At 71.1% G+C, this 17,285-nt stretch carries 14 protein-coding genes; 1 reads left to right on the forward strand and 13 read right to left on the reverse strand.

The features are described from left to right. Nucleotides 1–40 precede the first annotated feature (40 nt). Complete coding sequence (locus CACI_RS23370) at nucleotides 41–1,276, forward strand: MFS transporter (RefSeq protein ID WP_143765362.1); 1,236 nt, start codon at nucleotides 41–43, stop codon at nucleotides 1,274–1,276. On the opposite strand, the gene CACI_RS23375 is transcribed toward CACI_RS23370, so the two are convergent. The 13 genes from CACI_RS23375 to CACI_RS23435 all read right to left on the reverse strand — a co-directional run bounded on the left by CACI_RS23375 (nucleotide 1,176) and on the right by CACI_RS23435 (nucleotide 17,263). Then, nucleotides 1,176–2,732: a nucleobase:cation symporter-2 family protein gene (locus CACI_RS23375; RefSeq protein ID WP_015793314.1), complete on the reverse strand. Its 1,557-nt coding sequence runs from the start codon at nucleotides 2,730–2,732 to the stop codon at nucleotides 1,176–1,178. The genes CACI_RS23370 and CACI_RS23375 overlap by 101 nt on opposite strands. Before the next feature lie 284 nt (nucleotides 2,733–3,016). After that, nucleotides 3,017–4,057, reverse strand: a complete 1,041-nt coding sequence (gene alc, locus CACI_RS23380; RefSeq protein ID WP_015793315.1) for an allantoicase — start codon at nucleotides 4,055–4,057, stop codon at nucleotides 3,017–3,019. Beyond that, on the reverse strand, nucleotides 4,054–5,385 hold the full coding sequence (gene allB / locus CACI_RS23385) for an allantoinase AllB (protein ID WP_015793316.1): 1,332 nt from the start codon (nucleotides 5,383–5,385) through the stop codon (nucleotides 4,054–4,056). Before allB ends, alc begins: the two co-directional genes overlap by 4 nt. Beyond that, nucleotides 5,382–6,917: a glycerate kinase gene (locus CACI_RS45965; RefSeq protein WP_015793317.1), complete on the reverse strand. Its 1,536-nt coding sequence runs from the start codon at nucleotides 6,915–6,917 to the stop codon at nucleotides 5,382–5,384. Before CACI_RS45965 ends, allB begins: the two co-directional genes overlap by 4 nt. A gap of 2 nt (nucleotides 6,918–6,919) precedes the next feature. Beyond that, nucleotides 6,920–8,638 (reverse strand): glyoxylate carboligase, encoded by a 1,719-nt coding sequence (gcl, locus tag CACI_RS23395; RefSeq protein WP_015793318.1) that lies wholly within the window; start codon nucleotides 8,636–8,638, stop codon nucleotides 6,920–6,922. 5 nt (nucleotides 8,639–8,643) lie between these two features. Continuing rightward, entirely contained in the window at nucleotides 8,644–9,549 is a 906-nt protein-coding gene (locus tag CACI_RS23400; RefSeq protein WP_015793319.1) for a 2-hydroxy-3-oxopropionate reductase, read from the reverse strand. Then, entirely contained in the window at nucleotides 9,546–10,373 is an 828-nt protein-coding gene (locus tag CACI_RS23405) for a hydroxypyruvate isomerase family protein (protein ID WP_015793320.1), read from the reverse strand. The genes CACI_RS23400 and CACI_RS23405 overlap by 4 nt, the downstream gene beginning before the upstream one ends. Beyond that, on the reverse strand, nucleotides 10,370–10,759 hold the full coding sequence (locus tag CACI_RS23410) for an allophanate hydrolase-related protein (RefSeq protein WP_015793321.1): 390 nt from the start codon (nucleotides 10,757–10,759) through the stop codon (nucleotides 10,370–10,372). Before CACI_RS23410 ends, CACI_RS23405 begins: the two co-directional genes overlap by 4 nt. Continuing rightward, nucleotides 10,756–12,207, reverse strand: coding sequence for an XdhC family protein (locus tag CACI_RS23415; RefSeq protein WP_015793322.1), 1,452 nt, complete (start codon nucleotides 12,205–12,207; stop codon nucleotides 10,756–10,758). Before CACI_RS23415 ends, CACI_RS23410 begins: the two co-directional genes overlap by 4 nt. Continuing rightward, the gene (pucD, locus tag CACI_RS23420) at nucleotides 12,200–14,539 is read right to left on the reverse strand and encodes a xanthine dehydrogenase subunit D (protein WP_015793323.1); all 2,340 of its coding nucleotides are present in this window, start codon (nucleotides 14,537–14,539) and stop codon (nucleotides 12,200–12,202) included. The genes CACI_RS23415 and pucD overlap by 8 nt, the downstream gene beginning before the upstream one ends. Next, nucleotides 14,539–15,906, reverse strand: coding sequence for an 8-oxoguanine deaminase (locus CACI_RS23425; RefSeq protein WP_015793324.1), 1,368 nt, complete (start codon nucleotides 15,904–15,906; stop codon nucleotides 14,539–14,541). The genes pucD and CACI_RS23425 overlap by 1 nt, the downstream gene beginning before the upstream one ends. Next, a complete protein-coding gene (locus CACI_RS23430) occupies nucleotides 15,903–16,376 on the reverse strand; it encodes a (2Fe-2S)-binding protein (protein ID WP_015793325.1) in 474 nt (157 codons plus the stop codon). Before CACI_RS23430 ends, CACI_RS23425 begins: the two co-directional genes overlap by 4 nt. Beyond that, nucleotides 16,373–17,263, reverse strand: coding sequence for an FAD binding domain-containing protein (locus CACI_RS23435; RefSeq protein ID WP_015793326.1), 891 nt, complete (start codon nucleotides 17,261–17,263; stop codon nucleotides 16,373–16,375). Before CACI_RS23435 ends, CACI_RS23430 begins: the two co-directional genes overlap by 4 nt. Between the last annotated feature and the right edge of the window lie 22 nt (nucleotides 17,264–17,285).

Consider the following 17,285-nt stretch of genomic DNA (forward strand, 5'->3'; position numbering starts at 1 on the left):
TCATTGGACGCATCGAGCGGGCAGCGCGATCATCGTGCCCGTGACCACAGTCGAACATCAGGGACACCTGCCCGGTACCGCCGAATACCGCCGTGTCCTCACCGCCCTGTTCGCCGCCGGCATCGCCACCTTCGTCCTGCTCTACGACACCCAGGCGCTGCTCCCCGACCTCGCGCACGCCTTCCACGTCTCCCCGGCCGAAAGCACGCTCTCGGTCTCGGCGACCACCGTCGGCCTGGCCGTGGCGCTGCTGGTGTTCGGACCGCTGTCCGAAGCGCTGGGTCGCACGGTCCTGATCCGCTTCTCCATGGCCGCCTCGGCGGTGCTGGCGCTCGCCTGCGCGGCGGCTCCCACCTGGGACTCGCTGATCGCGATCCGGCTGCTGGCCGGGGTGGCGCTCGCGGGTCTGCCGGCGGTCGCCACCGCCTACCTGCGCGAGGAGATGCACCCCTCGGCGCAGGCGCGCGCCGCAGGGCTCTACATCGGCGGGACCGCGATCGGCGGGATGGCGGCGCGGCTGGTCACGGCGCCGATCGCCGAGGCGGCGGGGTGGCGGTGGGCGCTGCTGGCCGCTGCGGCGCTGTCCACGGCGTGCGCGGTCGTCGTCGCGGTCACCCTGCCGCCGTCGCGCCACTTCGTGGCGACCCGGCTGCGCGGCCGGACCGTGCTCGCGATGCAGCGCCGGGCCCTGGCGGACCCGGCGCTGCTGGCTCTGTACGCGCTCGGCGCCTGCGCGGTCGGCGCGCTGGTGGCGGTGTTCAACGCGGTGGGCTTTCGGCTCACCGCCGCGCCGTTCCACCTGGGGGTCGGGCTGGTGAGCCTGATATTCCTGACCTACTCGCTGGGGACCGTCAGCTCGACGGTGTCCGGGCGGCTGGCCGACCGGCTCGGGCGGCGGGCGATCGCGCCGATCGGGTGCGCGGTCGCCTTCGGCGGGGTACTGCTGACGCTGACCGGCTCGCTGCCGGTGGTGATCGTCGGGATCGCGGCGCTGACCGTCGGGTTCTTCGCCGTGCACGGCCTGGCCAGCGGCTGGGTGACGGCGCGCTCGCACGCCTCCGGCGCCAGTCCCAGCCAGGCCGCGGCGTTCTATCTGTTCTCGTACTACGTCGGCTCGTCGGTCTTCGGCAACATGGGCGGCCGGGCCTGGTCGGCCGACGGGTGGCCGGGCGTGGTCACGGTAGCGGGCTCGTTGCTGGGGATCGCTGGAGTACTAGCGCTGGCGCTGCGTCGGATCCCGCCGCTGGTCCCGCCGTCGCCGGCGGCCGTGCCGTGAGCGCCGGGACGGGACCGGCGACCCCGCTGCCGAGGTGGTTGAACACCACGTTCAGGGTGAACGCCACCACCACCGCGATGGTGATCGGGCTGCCGAAGACGATCTGGGCCCAGTCCGGGAACTTCTCGAAGAAGATCGAGTTCCCGAAGCGGTCGGAGGCGTAGGCGGGCAGCAGGGACAGGCCGAGCGAGGTCGCCACGATGAGCAGGTTGTGGTTGCCGTGGAACTCGGCCTTCTTCAGCGTCTGGATGCCCACGGCGGTGACGGTCGCGAACATCACCAGCGCCGCTCCCCCGACCACGAACTCCGGCACGGCGGCCACGAACGCGCCGACCTTCGGGATCACCCCCATCACCACCAGCAGCCCGCCGGTGACCGCGGTGACCCAGCGGGAGCGCACCCCGGTCATCTGCACCAGGCCGACGTTCTCGGCGAACAGCGTGTCGGGGAAGGAGTTCATCGAGCCGCCGAGCAGCGCCGAGAGCCCGTCGGCGGCCAGGCCGCGGGTGATGTCGGCGCCGGTGAGCTCCTTGCCGGTCATCTCGGCGACCGCGATCATGTCGGCGGTCGATTCCGTGTACGTGACCAGCATGACGATGCACATCGAGATGACCGCGGCGGCGTCGAAGCGCGGCGCGCCGAAGTGGAAGGGTGCTGCGAAGCCGAGCCAGTCGGCGTGGCCGACGGTGGACAGGTCCCAGGAGTGGGTGCGAGTACTGCCGGACCAGCTGTGGGTGAACAGGGCCAGCAGCGCGCCGATGGCGATGGCCAGCAGCGGGGCTATCTGGCCGAGGAAGCCGCGCAGGGTGCGGGCCAGGACCAGGATGCCGAAGACCACCGCGAAGGCGACCATGATGTGCGAGACCTGGCCGTAGTGCGGGTCCTCGGTGTCGTGTCCGGCGATCATCGCGGCGGCCGGACCGATCAGCGAGAGCCCGATGACGGTGATGACGATCCCGGCCACCAGCGGCGGGAAGAAGCGGATCACCTTGGCGAAGGGTTTGGCGATCAGCAGCCCGAAGACGCCGGAGCAGAGCATCGCGCCGTAGACGTAGGGCAGTCCCTTCTCGCCGCCGAACTTCGCGGCGATGGTGATCATCGGCGGGATGACGGTGAACGTCGCGCCGGCGACTACCGGCAGCCGCACACCGAACAGCGTGCCGATGCCGACCGCCTGGATCAGCGTGGCGATGCCGGCGACCAGCAGGTCGGCGTTCACCAGCAGGGCGATGGTGGCGGCGGAGAGCTTGAGCGCGCCGCCGACGACGAACGGGACGGCGATGGCGCCGGCGTACATGATGAACAGGTGCTGCAGGCCGAGGACGGCCAGGCGGGGCGGCGGGAGGACTTCGTCGACGGGGTGGACCGAACGCACCGGCTGAACCGGATGCGTCGGCTGGGCCGGTGGTAGCGGGGGTTTGGCACTATCGCGCGTGCCGCTTTCGGAGGTGCTCATGGAGGGGCTCCCTTGGCGTGAGGGGTTTATCGCTGAGCCGTGCGCGCTGTGTGTGCTATTTGTGCTGTGCTTCCGCTGCGTTCGTACTGCGTTTGTGCTGCGTGGATGCGAAGCTAGTCCGCCGCCGAACACCCGGTCAACGACAATCATCGAGTTTTTCGATGGTGGAGCAGGATTCGTACCTTCCCACAATGCAGTTCTCTGCGAAAAGGGAAATGGGCATGGCGATACCCTCGCCGTCGAATTCCTTACGGCGAGGGAATGCCATACCGAGTGTTTATGTGCTATGCGTGCTCCGCCCAGCGAGTGCGGACGGCGGTCAGGCCGGCGTCGGTGAGGCTGCCGAAGGCGCGCAGGCGTGCCACTCCCCCGTCGGGACGTACTTCCAGGCGCAGGTGCGTGACGGGGCGCGCGCCTTCGAGCCGGAAGCGGTGCTTGTAGTCGGGGAGCATGCGGGTCTGCGCGATGACCTCGAACCAGTTCGAGCCCGCTTCCTGGCCTGGGCGATCCGCACCGAGCAGGACGATGTGATCTGGGGCGTTGCCCTTGTAGTTGGCGGTATCGATCTCGATGACGGCCGGGACGCCTTGCGCGACCAGGCGTACCTCTATCCAGTCGCCGGCGTCGTCGCGGCGGCGCGCGGTCTCCCAGCCTTCGCCCATGACGCGGGACTCGGCCGGTTTGATCAGGTTCTCGGGCGCGGAGAAGAACATGTTGGAGGCGGCCACGATGCGCGCGCCGTTGGTCAGGGCGGCGAGATCGACGGGGACACCGGCGAGGAAGACGGGGTCGGGGACGGCTTCGCCGTAGACGCGGAAGCGGGCTATGCCGCCGTCGGGGATCATGGCGAGGCGGACGTGGGTGAAGCGGCGGCCGGTGATCTCCGCCTCGAAGTGCTGCTCGGAGCCGCCGGACAGCGGGCTGGTCGGGACGATCTCGGTCCACTCGGCGGCCAGCAGGTCCGCCGGAGTCGGGAAGCCGGGGACGCTCGCTGCTTCGACGCGGGCGTGGGGCGGGTAGTTGCCGAGGAAGAAGGCGGTGTCGATGGTGACGCCGCGGATGACGCCAGGAAGGCCGAGCCGGACGATCGCCGAGTCGTGCTCCGTGCCCTCGACTCCGGGTCCGCCGGGGCGTCTGCGGCGGGTCTCCCAGCCGTCGACGACCTGGCCTTTGTGGCCGAAGGTGGCGGGTGAGAAAGTCGGCGGTTCGGGGCGGATCAGCGATTCCTTCTCGCCGAAGAACTCGTCGTTGGCCCAGACCACGGCGCCTCCGACGTCCCGGGCGGCGAGGTCGGTCAGCTGGGTGAAGGACGGGGTGTCGCTCATCGGACCTCCGGGTGCGTGAGGAATCCTCCGCGCGGGACGTCGGTCACCGGCTCGCCGCGCAGGTAGGTGGCACGCACGACGCCGTGCAACTCGCGTCCGGCGTAGGGCGTGACAGGGTTCTTGTGGTGCAGGTTCGCGGGGTCGACGGTGAAGGCCGCTTCGGGGTCGAAGGCCACCAGGTCGGCGTCGTAGCCCACGGCGATGCGGCCCTTGCCCGCCAGCCCGACCAGCTCGGCGGGACGCGCGGCCATCCAGCGCGCGACGTCGGCCAGCCCGAACCCGCGCGCCCGCGCACCGGTCCACACCGCCGCCAGCCCGAGCTGGAGCGAGGAGATCCCGCCCCACGCCGCGCCGAAGTCGCCGGAGTCCAGGCGCTTGAGGTCGGGCGTGGAGGGCGAGTGGTCGGACACGACGACGTCGATCAAGCCGTCGGCGAGCGCCGCCCACAACGCCTCCCGGTCGGCGGCGTCCCGGATCGGCGGGCAGCACTTGAACTGCGTGGCGCCGTCCCGGATCTCGTCGGCGCTGAAGGTGAGGTAGTGCGGGCACGTCTCGGCGCTGATGCGCACGCCGTCCGCCTTGGCAGCGGCCAGCCGCGGCAACGCTTCGGCAGCGGCGAGATGCAGGATGTGGACACGCGCGCGGTAGGCCCGGGCGGCATCGATGACATCGGCGATGGCACTGTCCTCAGCCACCGCCGGACGCGAGGCGAGGAAATCGCGATAGCGGACACTGGAAGGCGCGGCACCGAGCGCTTCGGCGTTTTCGGCATGCACGATGAGAAGTCCGCCGAACCGCGCGATCTCCCGCATTGCCAGCCGCATTTCCGCGACACTGAGCTCGGGAAACTCCTCAACCCCGGAATCGGCAAGGAAGCACTTGAACCCGAACACCCCACTGCGATGCAACGGACGCAACGCCGCGCCATTACCGGGAATCGCACCACCCCAGAACCCGACATCGACGAAGCACTTCCCCTCAGCCGCCTTCCGCTTGACCGCCAACGCCGGCACATCCACCGTCGGCGGAATCGAGTTGAGCGGCATGTCGATCAGTGTCGTGACACCCCCCGCCGCCGCCGCACGCGTCGCGGAGGCGAAGCCCTCCCAGCGCGTCCGGCCCGGCTCGTTGACGTGGACGTGCGTATCCACCAACCCGGGCAGCAACGCGGTATCGGCGAGATCGAGATCAACGCGCGCACCGAAAGCAGCCCGATGATCGCCGACCTCCGCAATACGCCCACGCCGAACCGCAACGGCAGCAGGCCGCACACCATCAGGCAGCACAGCACGCGTCGAACGCAGAACGAGATCGAAGGGCCCGCTCACAACGCCACCCCAGCCAGCACATCGGCAGCAAGCCGCTCCAACAGCGGACCGGCATTGAGCACGCACCGATCAAGTTCAGGCTCGATACCACTGAGCGTATAGGCGGCCCGAATCCCAGCAGCCGCAAGCTCAGCCGCAGTCAGGCTGCACACCCCCGCCACCGCGACGACAGGAACACCGACCCGCGCAGCAGCACGCGCCACACCCGCAGGCGCCTTACCCCGCAACGACTGCGGATCAAGCGACCCCTCACCCGTGATGACCAACCGCGCGCCGGCAGCCTTGCCGGCGAAATCGGCGAGCTCCAGAACGATGTCGATGCCTGGCTCCAAGCGCGCGCCAAACAAGGCGAGGGCGCCGAAGCCGATACCGCCAGCCGCCCCCGCGCCGGGAGTCTGCGCGAAATCGGTACCAAGAGCCGCCCCACCCTCGCCGGACACTCGATCGCCAGCCGAAGCAGGCGCAAGATCAATCGCCTCGCCGACGCTGCCAGCCAGGTCACCTGCCGTACCGGAGCCGAAACCCCGATCCGCTGCGGATACCTCGAGCCCTGCCGAAGCTGAGCAGGACACCGCGCCCTCAGCCACCGGCACCGAACCAGAACCCCGACCCGCCGCAGATACCTCGGGTCCTGCCGAAGCCGACCAAGGGACAGCGCCGCCAGCCGCCTCCCCCGCCTCAGCCCTCGCCGCCGCGCCGAAGCCCCGATCCGCCACGGATACCTCGAGCTCTGCCGAAGCCGAGCGAGCCGCTGAGCCACCAGTCACCGCAGCCCCCGGCACTGGCAGCGGCACCGGGCCGGAGCCGTAGCCCCGACCTGCCACCGCGTCCTGCACTACGCGGGCCCAGTTCGCGAGCGCCGCATTGAGCAGCGTCACGTCTTCGGCTGTCGCGCCCTTTTGTGGCCCGTAGATCGCGGCCGCCCCTGACGGCCCGAGAAGCGGGTTGTCGACGTCGCTGGCGATGATCAGCTCGTTGATCGGTGCCAGGTTCGTCAGGTCGATGCTGGCCAACCGCGCTAGTGCGGCGCCGCCGGGTGGCAGCTCGTTGCCTGCCGCGTCGAGGAGGCGGGCGCCGAGTGCTTGGGCCAGGCCGGCGCCGCCGTCGGTGCAGGCGCTGCCGCCTAGGCCGAGGATGATGCGGGTGCAGCCGGCTTGCAGGGCGGCGCGGATCAGTTGGCCTGTGCCGTAGGAGGTTGCTGACAGGGGTGCTGGTTCGCCGTGGGGGAGGCGGCGGAGGCCGGAGGCTTCGGCGACTTCGATGACCGCGGTGTCGGCGCGGACGGCGAAGGCGGCTTCGAGGGGTTCGCCGGTCGGGCCGGTCGCGCGGGTCAGGACTCGGGCGAAGCCTGCCTCGACGGCTGCCTCGACCGTGCCTTCGCCGCCGTCGGCGACGGGGATGGTGCGGATGCCGAGGGCGGGAGCTGCGCGGCGGAGGCCCGCGGCCAGGTGGGTGGTGGCCTGCGCGGCGGTGAGGGAGCCCTTGAACTTGTCCGTCGCGAGCAGGATGTGGCCGGCGGTGGACCGGGGCATGGTCACGGCTGCTCGGGGAGGGGTTCGAATTCGCGGACGGCGTTGATCGCCGGGCCGTGGGGGGTGTTGGCTTCGCGCTCGATCATGATCTCGACGAGCACGGGGCGGCTGGTGGCCGCTGCCTGCTTGCGCGCCCACTCCAGGGTGGGGCGGATCTCGTCAGGGGCGAACACGCGGCGTCCCGAGCATCCGTAGGCCTCCATGATCTTGACGTTGTCGGTGCCGTAGTCGTCGTAGTGGATGTCGACCTGGTAGTTCATTTCGTAGCCGGCCGATGCCTGGCGGATCAGGCCGAGGTATTCGTTGTTCAGCATGATCAGGACGAAGGGGACGTCGTACTGCGCGCCGACCGCCAGCTCCTCCACCAGGAAGTGGAAGCCGTAGTCGCCGACGATGCCGACGACCTCGGCGTCCGGCTCGGTGTGCCGCAGCGCGGTTTTCACCCCGATCGCCGCCGGGATCTCCCAGCCCAGCGGTCCGGCCTGGCCGCAGACCTGGTACCGGCGCGGCTGGTACGCCTTCTGATGCTGGCCGCCCCAGATCTGGTAGAGCCCGATCGCGGTCACGAAGTAGGTCGAGGGGTCGAAGATCTCGTTGATCTCCTTGTAGACGCGCGGCGCCTTGATCGGCACGGAGTCGAAGTCCTCACGCCGGGTCAGGGAGGTCTTCAGCGATCCGACCCGGGCGACCCATTGGGCCGGTCCGCGTCCCCCGACGCCCCGGGCCTTCGCCGCGGCGAGCAGCGCCCGCAGGAACAGCTTCGCGTCCGACACGATCCCCAGGTCCGGCTCGAACACCCGGCCCAGCTGCGTGGACTCGATGTCGACGTGGATGAACGTCCGCTCCCCCCGGTACACCTCCAGCGTCCCGGTGTGCCGGTCGCCGAAGCGGGCGCCGACGGCGAGCACGAGGTCTGATTCCAGGAACGAGGCGTTCCCGTACCGCTGCGAGGTCTGCACGCCGGTCATCCCCGCGTACAGCGGGTCGTCCTCGTCCACGGCGCCCTTGCCCATCAGCGTCACCTGCACCGGGATCCCCAGGTAGGCGACCAGCTCGCGCAGCTCCGGCGCGGCGTCGGCGATGATCACACCGCCGCCGGCCAGGATCAGCGGACGCTCGGCGGCCAGCAGCAGGTCCAGCGCCTTCTCCACGCGCGGCGCGTGCGGCTCGACCACCGGCACCGGCAGCGGCGCGTCGAGCTCGGCGTCGTACTCGATGACCTGCTTGGCGACGTCCAGTGGGATGTCGACGAGCACCGGTCCGGGACGTCCCGAGCGGGCGACGCGGAACGCCTCGCGGAAGATCCACGGCGCGGTCGCCGCCTCCTTGATCTGCACCGCCCACTTCGTCACCGGCGTGGCGCAGCCGACGATGTCGACGGCCTGGAACGCCTCCTTGTCCAGCGCCGTGGACACGGCCTGGCCGGTGATCACGATCATCGGGATCGAGTCGGCCATCGCCGTGTACAGACCGGTGATCATGTTCGTCCCGGCCGGACCGGAGGTGCCGATGGCCACGCCGACCCGGCCGTTGGTCCGGGCCCAGCCGTCGGCCATGTGCGTGGCGCCCTCCTCGTGGCGCACGATCAGGTGGTCGATGCCGCCCTCGTCCTCCATCGCCTTGTACAGCGGCAGGATCGCCGCTCCCGGGCAGCCGAAGGCGGCGTCGACGCCCTCGGACTTCAGGACCTGCACCACCGCGTTCATCACGGGCATCTTCATCGGAGTCAGTTCGCCTTTCGTGCGGAGCGGCCGGAACGGCCGGACAGGTTCTCGGCCACAGCCAGCAGCGCGGAGTGGTCCTGGTCGCCCAGGCCCTGAGCGCGCGCGGCCTGGATCAGCGCGGCGACCAGGCTGGTCAGCGGCAGCGCCACCTCGGCCTGCCGCGCCGCGTCCAGGGCGATGCCCATGTCCTTGTGGTGCAGGTCGATCCGGAATCCGGGCTTGAAGTCGCGGGCGAGCATCGAGGCCCGCTTCAGCTCCAGGATCCGGGAGCCGGCCAGGCCGCCGGCGAGCATGTCCAGGCCTGCGGCGGCGTCCACGCCGGCGGCCTCCATCAGCACGATCGCCTCGGCGACCAGTGCGTACGTACCGCCGACGACCAGCTGGTTCGCAGCCTTGACCACCTGCCCGGACCCGGCCGGGCCGCACAGCGCCGCGACCTTGCCGACCGCGTCGAACACCGGACGCGCGGCGGCGAAGACCTCGGGCTCGCCGCCGACCATGATGGACAGGACCGCGTCGATCGCGCCCTTCTCGCCGCCGGAGACCGGGGCGTCCAGCACGCGCACACCCCGCGCCGCACCGGCCTGGGCGACCTCGATCGAGGTCTCGGGGCGGATGGTGGAGAAGTCGATGAACAGCGTGCCGGGCTTGACGGTCTCGAACACCCCGCCCGCGCCGAGGACCGCCGCGGCGACGTGCGGATGCGCGGGCAGCATGGTGATCACGACCTCGGCGCCCTCGATCGCCTCGGCGATCGAGGCCGCGCCGGTTCCCCCTGCGGCGGCGAGCTTGGCGACGTTCGGGGCGTTCAGGTCGTAGCCGGTGACCTCGAACCCGGCCTTGACCAGGTTCGCAGCCATCGGAGATCCCATGATCCCCAGGCCGATGAAGCCTGTCTTCGTGCTCATGAAAGGGATTCCATCCATTCGAAGCTGTCAGTGGTGATGCCGGTGGAGGGCTTGTACTCCAGCCCGATCCAGCCGCGGCCGGACTCGGCGGTGTAGCCGGCCTCGGTCAGGGCCTTGAACAGCGCCGAGAAGTCCAGGGCGCCGCTGTCGGGTTCGCCGCGCGCCGGGGTGTCGGCGATCTGGACGTGCCCGAAGCGATCGGCGTGCGCGGCGATGGTCGCGAACAGGTCCTCGTCCATGCGCGCCAGGTGGTAGAGGTCGCACAGGAAGGCCAGGTTGGTCGCGCCGGTCGCGGCTGAGACCCGGTCGATCTCGGCCAGCGCTGCCGCGCTGGAGGTGATCGGGTACGCCGGGGACTCGATCGCGTTCAGCGCTTCGAGCAGGACGGTCGCGCCGATCCGGGAGGCGGCGGCGGTGGCCGCGGCCAGGTTCTCCAGGGCGGCTTCCTGCTGCTGGAGGTCCGAACCGCCCTCGATCCTGTTGCCGTACAAGGCATTCAGGTTCCGGCAGCCGGTCCGCTCGGCGATCCCGACGGCCACGTCGATGCTGTCGCGGAAGCGCTTGGCGTGTTCGGGTACGGAGACCAGACCGCGCGCGCCGACCGACAGGTCGTCCAGGAAGTTCAGCCCGACCAGGCGGACCCCGGCGTCGTCCAGCGCGCCGGTGAACGCGTCCACGTCCTTATCGGAGGGAACCGCCTCGGTCCCGAACGGCCACCAGAACTCCGCGGCGGTGAAGCCGGCGGCGCGCGCCGCGGCGGGACGGTCCAGCAGCGGCAGTTCGGTGAACAGGATCGAGAGGTTGATGTCGAAGCGGAGCGTCACGGAGCTGCCTCCAGGCTGGCTTTGTACGCACGCCAGTCGGCGTGGTGGGAGATGTCGCGGTAGGTGTGGGGTTCGGCGTACGAGCGGCGCCGGACCATCGACAGGGTGCCGCCGCCGTCTTCGAGTTCGATGACGCCGAGTTCGAGTTCTTCCGGCTCCGAGGGCAGCAGCGAGCGCTCCAGCACCTCCCAGGGCACGTCGTAGAGCTCGCCGACGACACTCACGCCGCCCGAGTCGACGGCCTCGATGGCGGGGAAGGCGTCGCCGACGGAGTAGAAGCGGTACTTCGGCGCGGTTCGCACGACGCCTACCAGCGGCGAGTCCTTAAGGAGGTGGTTCAAGGGACCGCCACGCATGGCGCCGCCGTTGAGGAACATCAGGGTCATGCCGGAACTCCGCTCTCGACAGGGTGGGCCGCGGGGGTGTGGTGGATGGCGGTGGAGACGTCGGCGAGGCTGCGTCCGGTACCGCCGTGCCGAGCCGCGACGATCTCGGCGGCGATGGACAGCGCGGTCTCCTCCGAGGTGCGCGCGCCGAGGTCGAGGCCGATCGGCGCGTGCAGGTTCGCGATCTCGGCGTCGGACAGACCGGCTTCGCGCAGCCGGTCCGCGCGCTGGGCGCAGGTGCGCCGCGAACCCATGGCGCCGACGTACCCAACGGGCAGTCGCAGCGCCTTGACCAGCAGCGGGACGTCGAACTTGGCGTCGTGGGTGAGCACCGCGATGACGGTGCGGGCATCGACGCGCGTGGTCTCCAGGTACCGGTGCGGCCAGGCGACCACGACGTCGTCGGCTTCGGGGAAGCGGCGCCGGGTGGCGAACACCGGCCGGGCGTCGCAGACGGTGACGTGGTACCCGAGGTACTTGCCGACCCGCACCAACGCGGCGGCGAAGTCGATGGCGCCGAAGACGAGCATCCGCGGCGCGGTGACGAAGGACTCGATGAACACCGTGACCGCCTCGCCGCAGTCCTGACCCTCGCCCTCGGTGCCGACCGCGACGGTGCCGGTCGCGCCGGATTCGACCATCGCGCGGGCATGCCGGGCGACGACGCGATCCAGCGCCGGGCTGATGGCGCCGGTGGCCGACCAGGGATCACCATCCACTGCGATCGACGCCCCAGGCGGACCCCAGAGAATCTCAGGAGCCTGCGGGCGGACCGCCAGCGAACGCCCGACCAGCTCCGCCGGACCAGCGACCACCCGCGCCAACGCGACCGGCTCGCCTGCGGCCATGGCGGACAACACCACGCCGACAGCAAGGTCCGGCCGCGCGTTCGGCTCGCCGGCGATCATGGCAGGCAACGCTGTGCCGACAGCAAGTTCCGGCCGCGCACTCGGCTCGCCCGCGGTCATGGCAGGCAACGCTGTACCGACAGCAAGGTCCGGCCGCGCACTCGGCTCGCCCGCGGTCACGGCAGGCACCGCTGTGCCAACAGCAAGGCCCGGCCGCGCACTCGGCTCGCCGGCGGTCATGGCAGGCACCGCTGTACCGATGGCCTGATCTGCTGTGGAACCCTGGTCCGGGAACACCGGCTGGATGAACACTTCGAGCTCCCCGCCGCAGGTCAGTCCCACCGCGAAAGCGTCGTCGTCGCTGTAGCCGAAGGTCTCCAGCACCGGCCGTCCGTGCTGCAGCGACTCGACGCAGAGCTCGTAGACCGCGCCCTCGACGCAGCCTCCTGACACGCTGCCGACCACCGTGCCGTCGGTGTCCACGGCGAGTGCCGCGCCGAGTTCGCGCGGGGCGCTGCCCTTCACCGCGACCACTGAGGCGAGGGCGTAGGGCTTGCCGGCGGTGTGCCAGGCGTGCAGGTCCTCGGTGATGTCACGCATCGGTGCGCGCCTCCGTCAGGTCCTCGGGTCGGATCGGGACCCGCCGCAGGTCCAGGCCGGTGGCGTCGCGGATCGCGGCGGCGATCGCCGGGGTGGAGGACAGCGTCGGGGGTTCGCCGGCGCCGCGCAGGCCGTAGGGGGCGCGGGGGTCGGCGTTCTCCAAGATCTCCATCTTCATCGGCGGCATGTCGAGGATCGTGGGGATCAGGTAGTCGGTGAAGGAGGGGTTGCGGACCTTGCTGTCGCGGACCTGGATCTCCTCCATGACGGCGAGCCCGAGCCCTTGGGCGGAGCCGCCGTGCAGCTGCCCTTCCAGCGACAGCCGGTTCATGATCTTGCCGACGTCCTGGACCAGGTCCAGGGCGACCACCTTGATCAGGCCGAGTTCGGTGTCCACGTCCACGACCGCGCGGTGCACGGCGAAGGCGAGCTGCGTGTGCGAGTTCCCCTGGCCGGTGAAGGGATCCATGCGCTGTGTCTGGTGGTGGTGGTACTCGCGGGTCTCCTCGATCGGGCCCGCCGCCAGCACCTGCTCCAGGGTGGCGATCACACCCTCGGACACCGACACGACCTTCCCGCCGACCAGCGACAGGTCGTCGTACTCACGGCCGCGGTCCTTCGCGATCCGCTCGAACACCGCGTGGCGGACCGCCTCGCAGGCGGTCTTCACCGCGCCGCCGGTCATGTACGACTGGCGCGAAGCGGAACTCGATCCCGCAGTGCCGACCGAGGAGTCGGCGGGATGGATGACCACCTGCTCGACGCCCAACTCGGTCCGGGCGATCTGCGCCTCCAGCGTGATCAGACCCTGTCCGACCTCGGCGGCGGCGGTGTGCACCAGGGCGCCGACGGTGTCGCCGAGCAACTCCAGGCGCACCCGCGCGGTGGAGTAGTCGTCGAAGTCCTCGGAGAAGCAGATGTTCTTCACGCCGATGCCGTAGCCGACGCCGCGCACGACGCCCTCGCCGTGCGTGGTGTTGGCGGTCGAGCCCGGCAGGTTGCGCAGGTCCGAGGTGTCGGCCGGAGCCGGCATCGGCAGCGCCTTAAGCAGGTCCAGCATCTCGGCGACCGGCGCCGGCGCCTCCACGACCTGGCCGGTGGCGAGCTTGTCGCCCTGGGTCACGGCGTTGATCTGCCGGATGGTGACGGGGTCCAGGCCGAGGGCGGCGGCCAGCTTGTCCATCATCGACTCGTAGGCGAAGCACGCCTGGACCGCGCCGAAGCCGCGCATCGCGCCGCACGGCGGGTTGTTGGTGTAGACCCCGTACGCGTCGATCTTGATGTTCGGGACCACATACGGCCCGACGCCGAGCGAGGCCGCGTTGCCCACGACGTTCGGCGTGGCCGAGGCGTAGCCGCCGCCGTCCAGGACGATCTCCACGTCGGCGAACACCAGCCTGCCCTCGGCGGTGGCGCCGTAGGTGTACGTCATCGACGCCGGATGCCGGTGCACATGCCCGAAGAAGGACTCCTCGCGGTTGTAGACCATCTTCACCGGCTTGCCGGTGTGCAGCGCCAGCATCGCGGCGTGGATCTCCATCGAGAGGTCCTCGCGCCCGCCGAACGCCCCGCCGACGCCGGACAGCGTCATCCGGACCTTCTCCTCCGGCAGTCCCAGGCACGGCGCGATCTGCAACAGGTCCCAGTGGATCCACTGCGTGGCGACATACAGGTCCACGCCGCCGTCCTCGGCCGGGACCGCGAGCCCTGATTCGGGCCCGAGGAACGCCTGATCCTGGATGCCGACCTCGTATTCGCCGGTGATGACCACGGCGCACTGCGCACGCACCGCCGCGTCGTCCGGATCCGCCCCGACCCGCACCGGCTGGTGCCGCACGACGTTGCCGTCGGGGTGGATGCGGGGGCACTCGGGGTCGAAAAGCGCGCGCCGGGCGTCGACGATCGGCTCCTGCACCTCGTAGTCGACCTGGATCAGCTTCAGGGCGCGGCGCGCTGTCTCCGGGTGGTCGGCGGCGACCAGCGCCACCGGCTCGCCCTGGTGCCGGACCTCGCCGATGGCCAGCACCGGCTGGTCACGGGTGTCCAGACCGTAGAGCTTGTGCCCGGGGACGTCCTCCTGCGTGAGGACGGCGTAGACGCCGGGCAGCGCCAAAGCGGCGGCGAAGTCGATGGAGCGGATCAGAGCTCTGGGATGCGGGCTGCGCAGTGTCGCGCCCCAGATCATGTCGTCCATGAACAGGTCGGAGGAGTAGGCGAACTCGCCCTTGACCTTGAGGGTGCCGTCGGGGCGCGTCGGGCTGTCGCCGACGCCGCCGGTCACCGTGGACTGGTTCAGATCCCGGGGTGCGCGGTCCGGGGCGCGCGTGGGCATCAGGACACCTCCGTCAGCGAGCGGGCGGCGGTCCGGCAGGCGCGCGCCAGCGCGTCCTCGTCGGCGGTGGTCAGCGCGCCGTCCTCGACGACCGGGCGCCCGCCGACCGCGAGCAGCCGCAGCGGCGCCGGCGGGCCGAAGACCAGGGCGGCGACCGGGTCGGCGATGCCGGCGTGGCCGAGCCCGGTCAGGTCCCACAGCGCGACGTCGCCGAGCTTGCCGACCTCCAGCGAGCCGATCTCGGCCTCGCGGCCCAGCACCCGCGCTCCCCCGGCGGTCCCCAAGCGCAGCGCGGCGCGGGCGTTCAGCGCCTCGGCCGGATCGGAGGACAGCGCGCGCAGCCGCGAGACGTACATCGCCTGCCGCAGCTCCTCCACCAGCATCCCCGACTCCTGCGACGCCGCGCCGTCCACGCCGAGTCCGACCGGCGCACCGGCGGCGAGCAGGTCCTTGATACGGGCGTGGCCCGAGCCGAGGCGGGCGTTGGAGGACGCGCAGTGCGCGGTCCCGGTCTGGGTGTCGGCGAAGCGGCGGATCGCCGCGTCCGACAGGTGCACGCAGTGCGCCAGCCACACGTCCGGTCCGAGCCAGCCGAGCTTGTCGGCGTATTCGGCCGGGGTGCAGCCGTGGGTCTCCAGACAGAACTTTTCCTCGTCGAGGGTCTCGGCCAGGTGCGTGTGCAGCCGGACGCCGTGTTCGCGCGCCAGCGACGCGCTCTGCACCATCAGGTCGGAGCTGACCGAGAACGGCGAGCACGGCGCCAGGCCGATGCGCAGCATCGAGTCGAAGGACGGGTCGTGGTACCGGGTGATCGCGTCCTGACTCGCCGCCAGGATGTCGTCGAGCCGCTCGACCACCTCGTCCGGCGGCAGCCCGCCGTCGCTGCGGCCGCGGTCCATCGAGCCGCGCGTCGGCTGGAAGCGCAGACCGATCTCGCGCGCCGCCTCGATCTCCGCGCCGAGCAGGTCGCCGCCGTCGCGCGGGAAGACGTAGTGGTGGTCGGCGGAGGTGGTGCAGCCGGTCTTGGCCAGCCAGGCCAGACCGCCGCGCGCCGCCGCGCCGAGGGTGTCCTCGGTCAGCCTGGCCCAGATCGGGTACAGCTCGACGAGCCAGCCGAACAGCGCCGCGTCCTGCGCCAGCCCGCGGGTGATCCATTGGTAGAGGTGGTGGTGGGTGTTGACCAGGCCGGGGGTGGCCAGGCAGCCGGTGCCGTCCACGACGCGCGCGCCCTCGATATCGCGCGGCGCGGGACCCGAACCCACGGCGGTGATCCGGCCGTCCTCGATGACCACATGTCCGGTCGCGTGTTCGGTGCTCGCGGCGTCGACCGTGGCGATCGCGGCGTTCTGGATGACGATCGTGCTCATGCCACACCGGCCTTTGTCGCGGCCGCCTCGCGGACGGCGTCCAGGATCTTCTCGTAGCCCGTGCAGCGGCACAGGTTCCCGGCCAGAGCCTCCCGGATCTCCGGGTCGCTCGGGGTCGGGTTGCTCTCGATGAGCGCGTGCGCCTGGACCAGCAGGCCCGGGGTGCAGAAACCACACTGGACGGCGCCGGCCTTGATGAAGCAAGCCTGGATCGGGTCCAGGACGTCGCCGTCGGCGAGCCCTTCGACGGTGCGCACCTGCCGGTCCTGCACCTGCCCGGCGGCCACCAGGCAGGAGCAGACCGGGACGTCGTCGAGGTAGACGGTGCAGGACCCGCATTCACCCTGCTCGCAAGCATTCTTCGAGCCGGGCAGACCGACGCGCTCGCGCAGGACGTACAGCAGGCTCTCGCCTTCCCAGACGTCGTCGGCCTCGGCGCGGCGGCCGTTGACGGTGAAGGTCACTCTCATGGCTGGTCCGTCTCTTCCGTCTCTGTCTGGCTGCTCTGATGCTCGGCCCAGGCCCAGGTCAGGGTGCGGCGCGCCATCACCGACAGCGCGTGCCGGCGGTAGGCGGCGGTGCCGCGGACGTCGTCGATCGGCGCCGCGGCGGCGGCCACCAGCTCGCCGAACCGCCGGGCGACGCGCGGATCCAGGTCGCCGCGGCCGTCCCAGGGCAGCGCGTCGGCGGCGAACAGCTCGGCCTCGAACGCCCGGCGCGGGGTCGGCGCGGCCGAGCCGATACCGGCGCCGACCTTGCGCGCGCCGACGTCCAGCGCGACGGCGAAGGAGCACACCGCGATCACCATCGCGTTGCGGGTACCGATCTTCGAGAACTGCTGCGGGCCCTTGGCCGGGGCGAGCAGGACCGCCTTGATCAGTTCGTCGGCTGCCAGGGCGTTGCGCTTGACGCCGAGGTAGAACTCGGTCGACGGGATCGTGCGCACGCCGCGGGCGGCGGACTCCACCTCGATGACCGCGTCGGTGGCGACCAGCGCCGGGTGCGTGTCCCCGGCCGGGGAGGCCGCGCCGAGATTGCCGCCGACGCCGCCGCGGTTGCGGATCTGCGGGGAGCCCACGGTGCGGGAGGCCATGGCCAGACCCGGCAGCTCGGTCCGCAGCTCGTCGATGATGCGCGTGTAGGGCACGGACGCGCCGAGCCGGATCGTGCCGTCGGCGTCCCGGGACCACTGCCGCAGCGCCGGGATCCGGTTCAGGTCGATCAGGGCGCCGGGGCGGTGCCGGTCGAAGTTCAGCTCGACCATGACGTCGGTGCCGCCGGCGATCGGTACCGCGTCGGGCCGCTCGGCCCGGGCGGCGAGCGCCTCGGCCCACGAGGCGGGGCGTAGGAAGTCCACAGGTGTGCTCTCCGGGTGCGTG

The sequence above is a fragment of the Catenulispora acidiphila DSM 44928 genome (assembly GCF_000024025.1).
Classification (GTDB): Bacteria; Actinomycetota; Actinomycetes; order Streptomycetales; family Catenulisporaceae; genus Catenulispora; species Catenulispora acidiphila.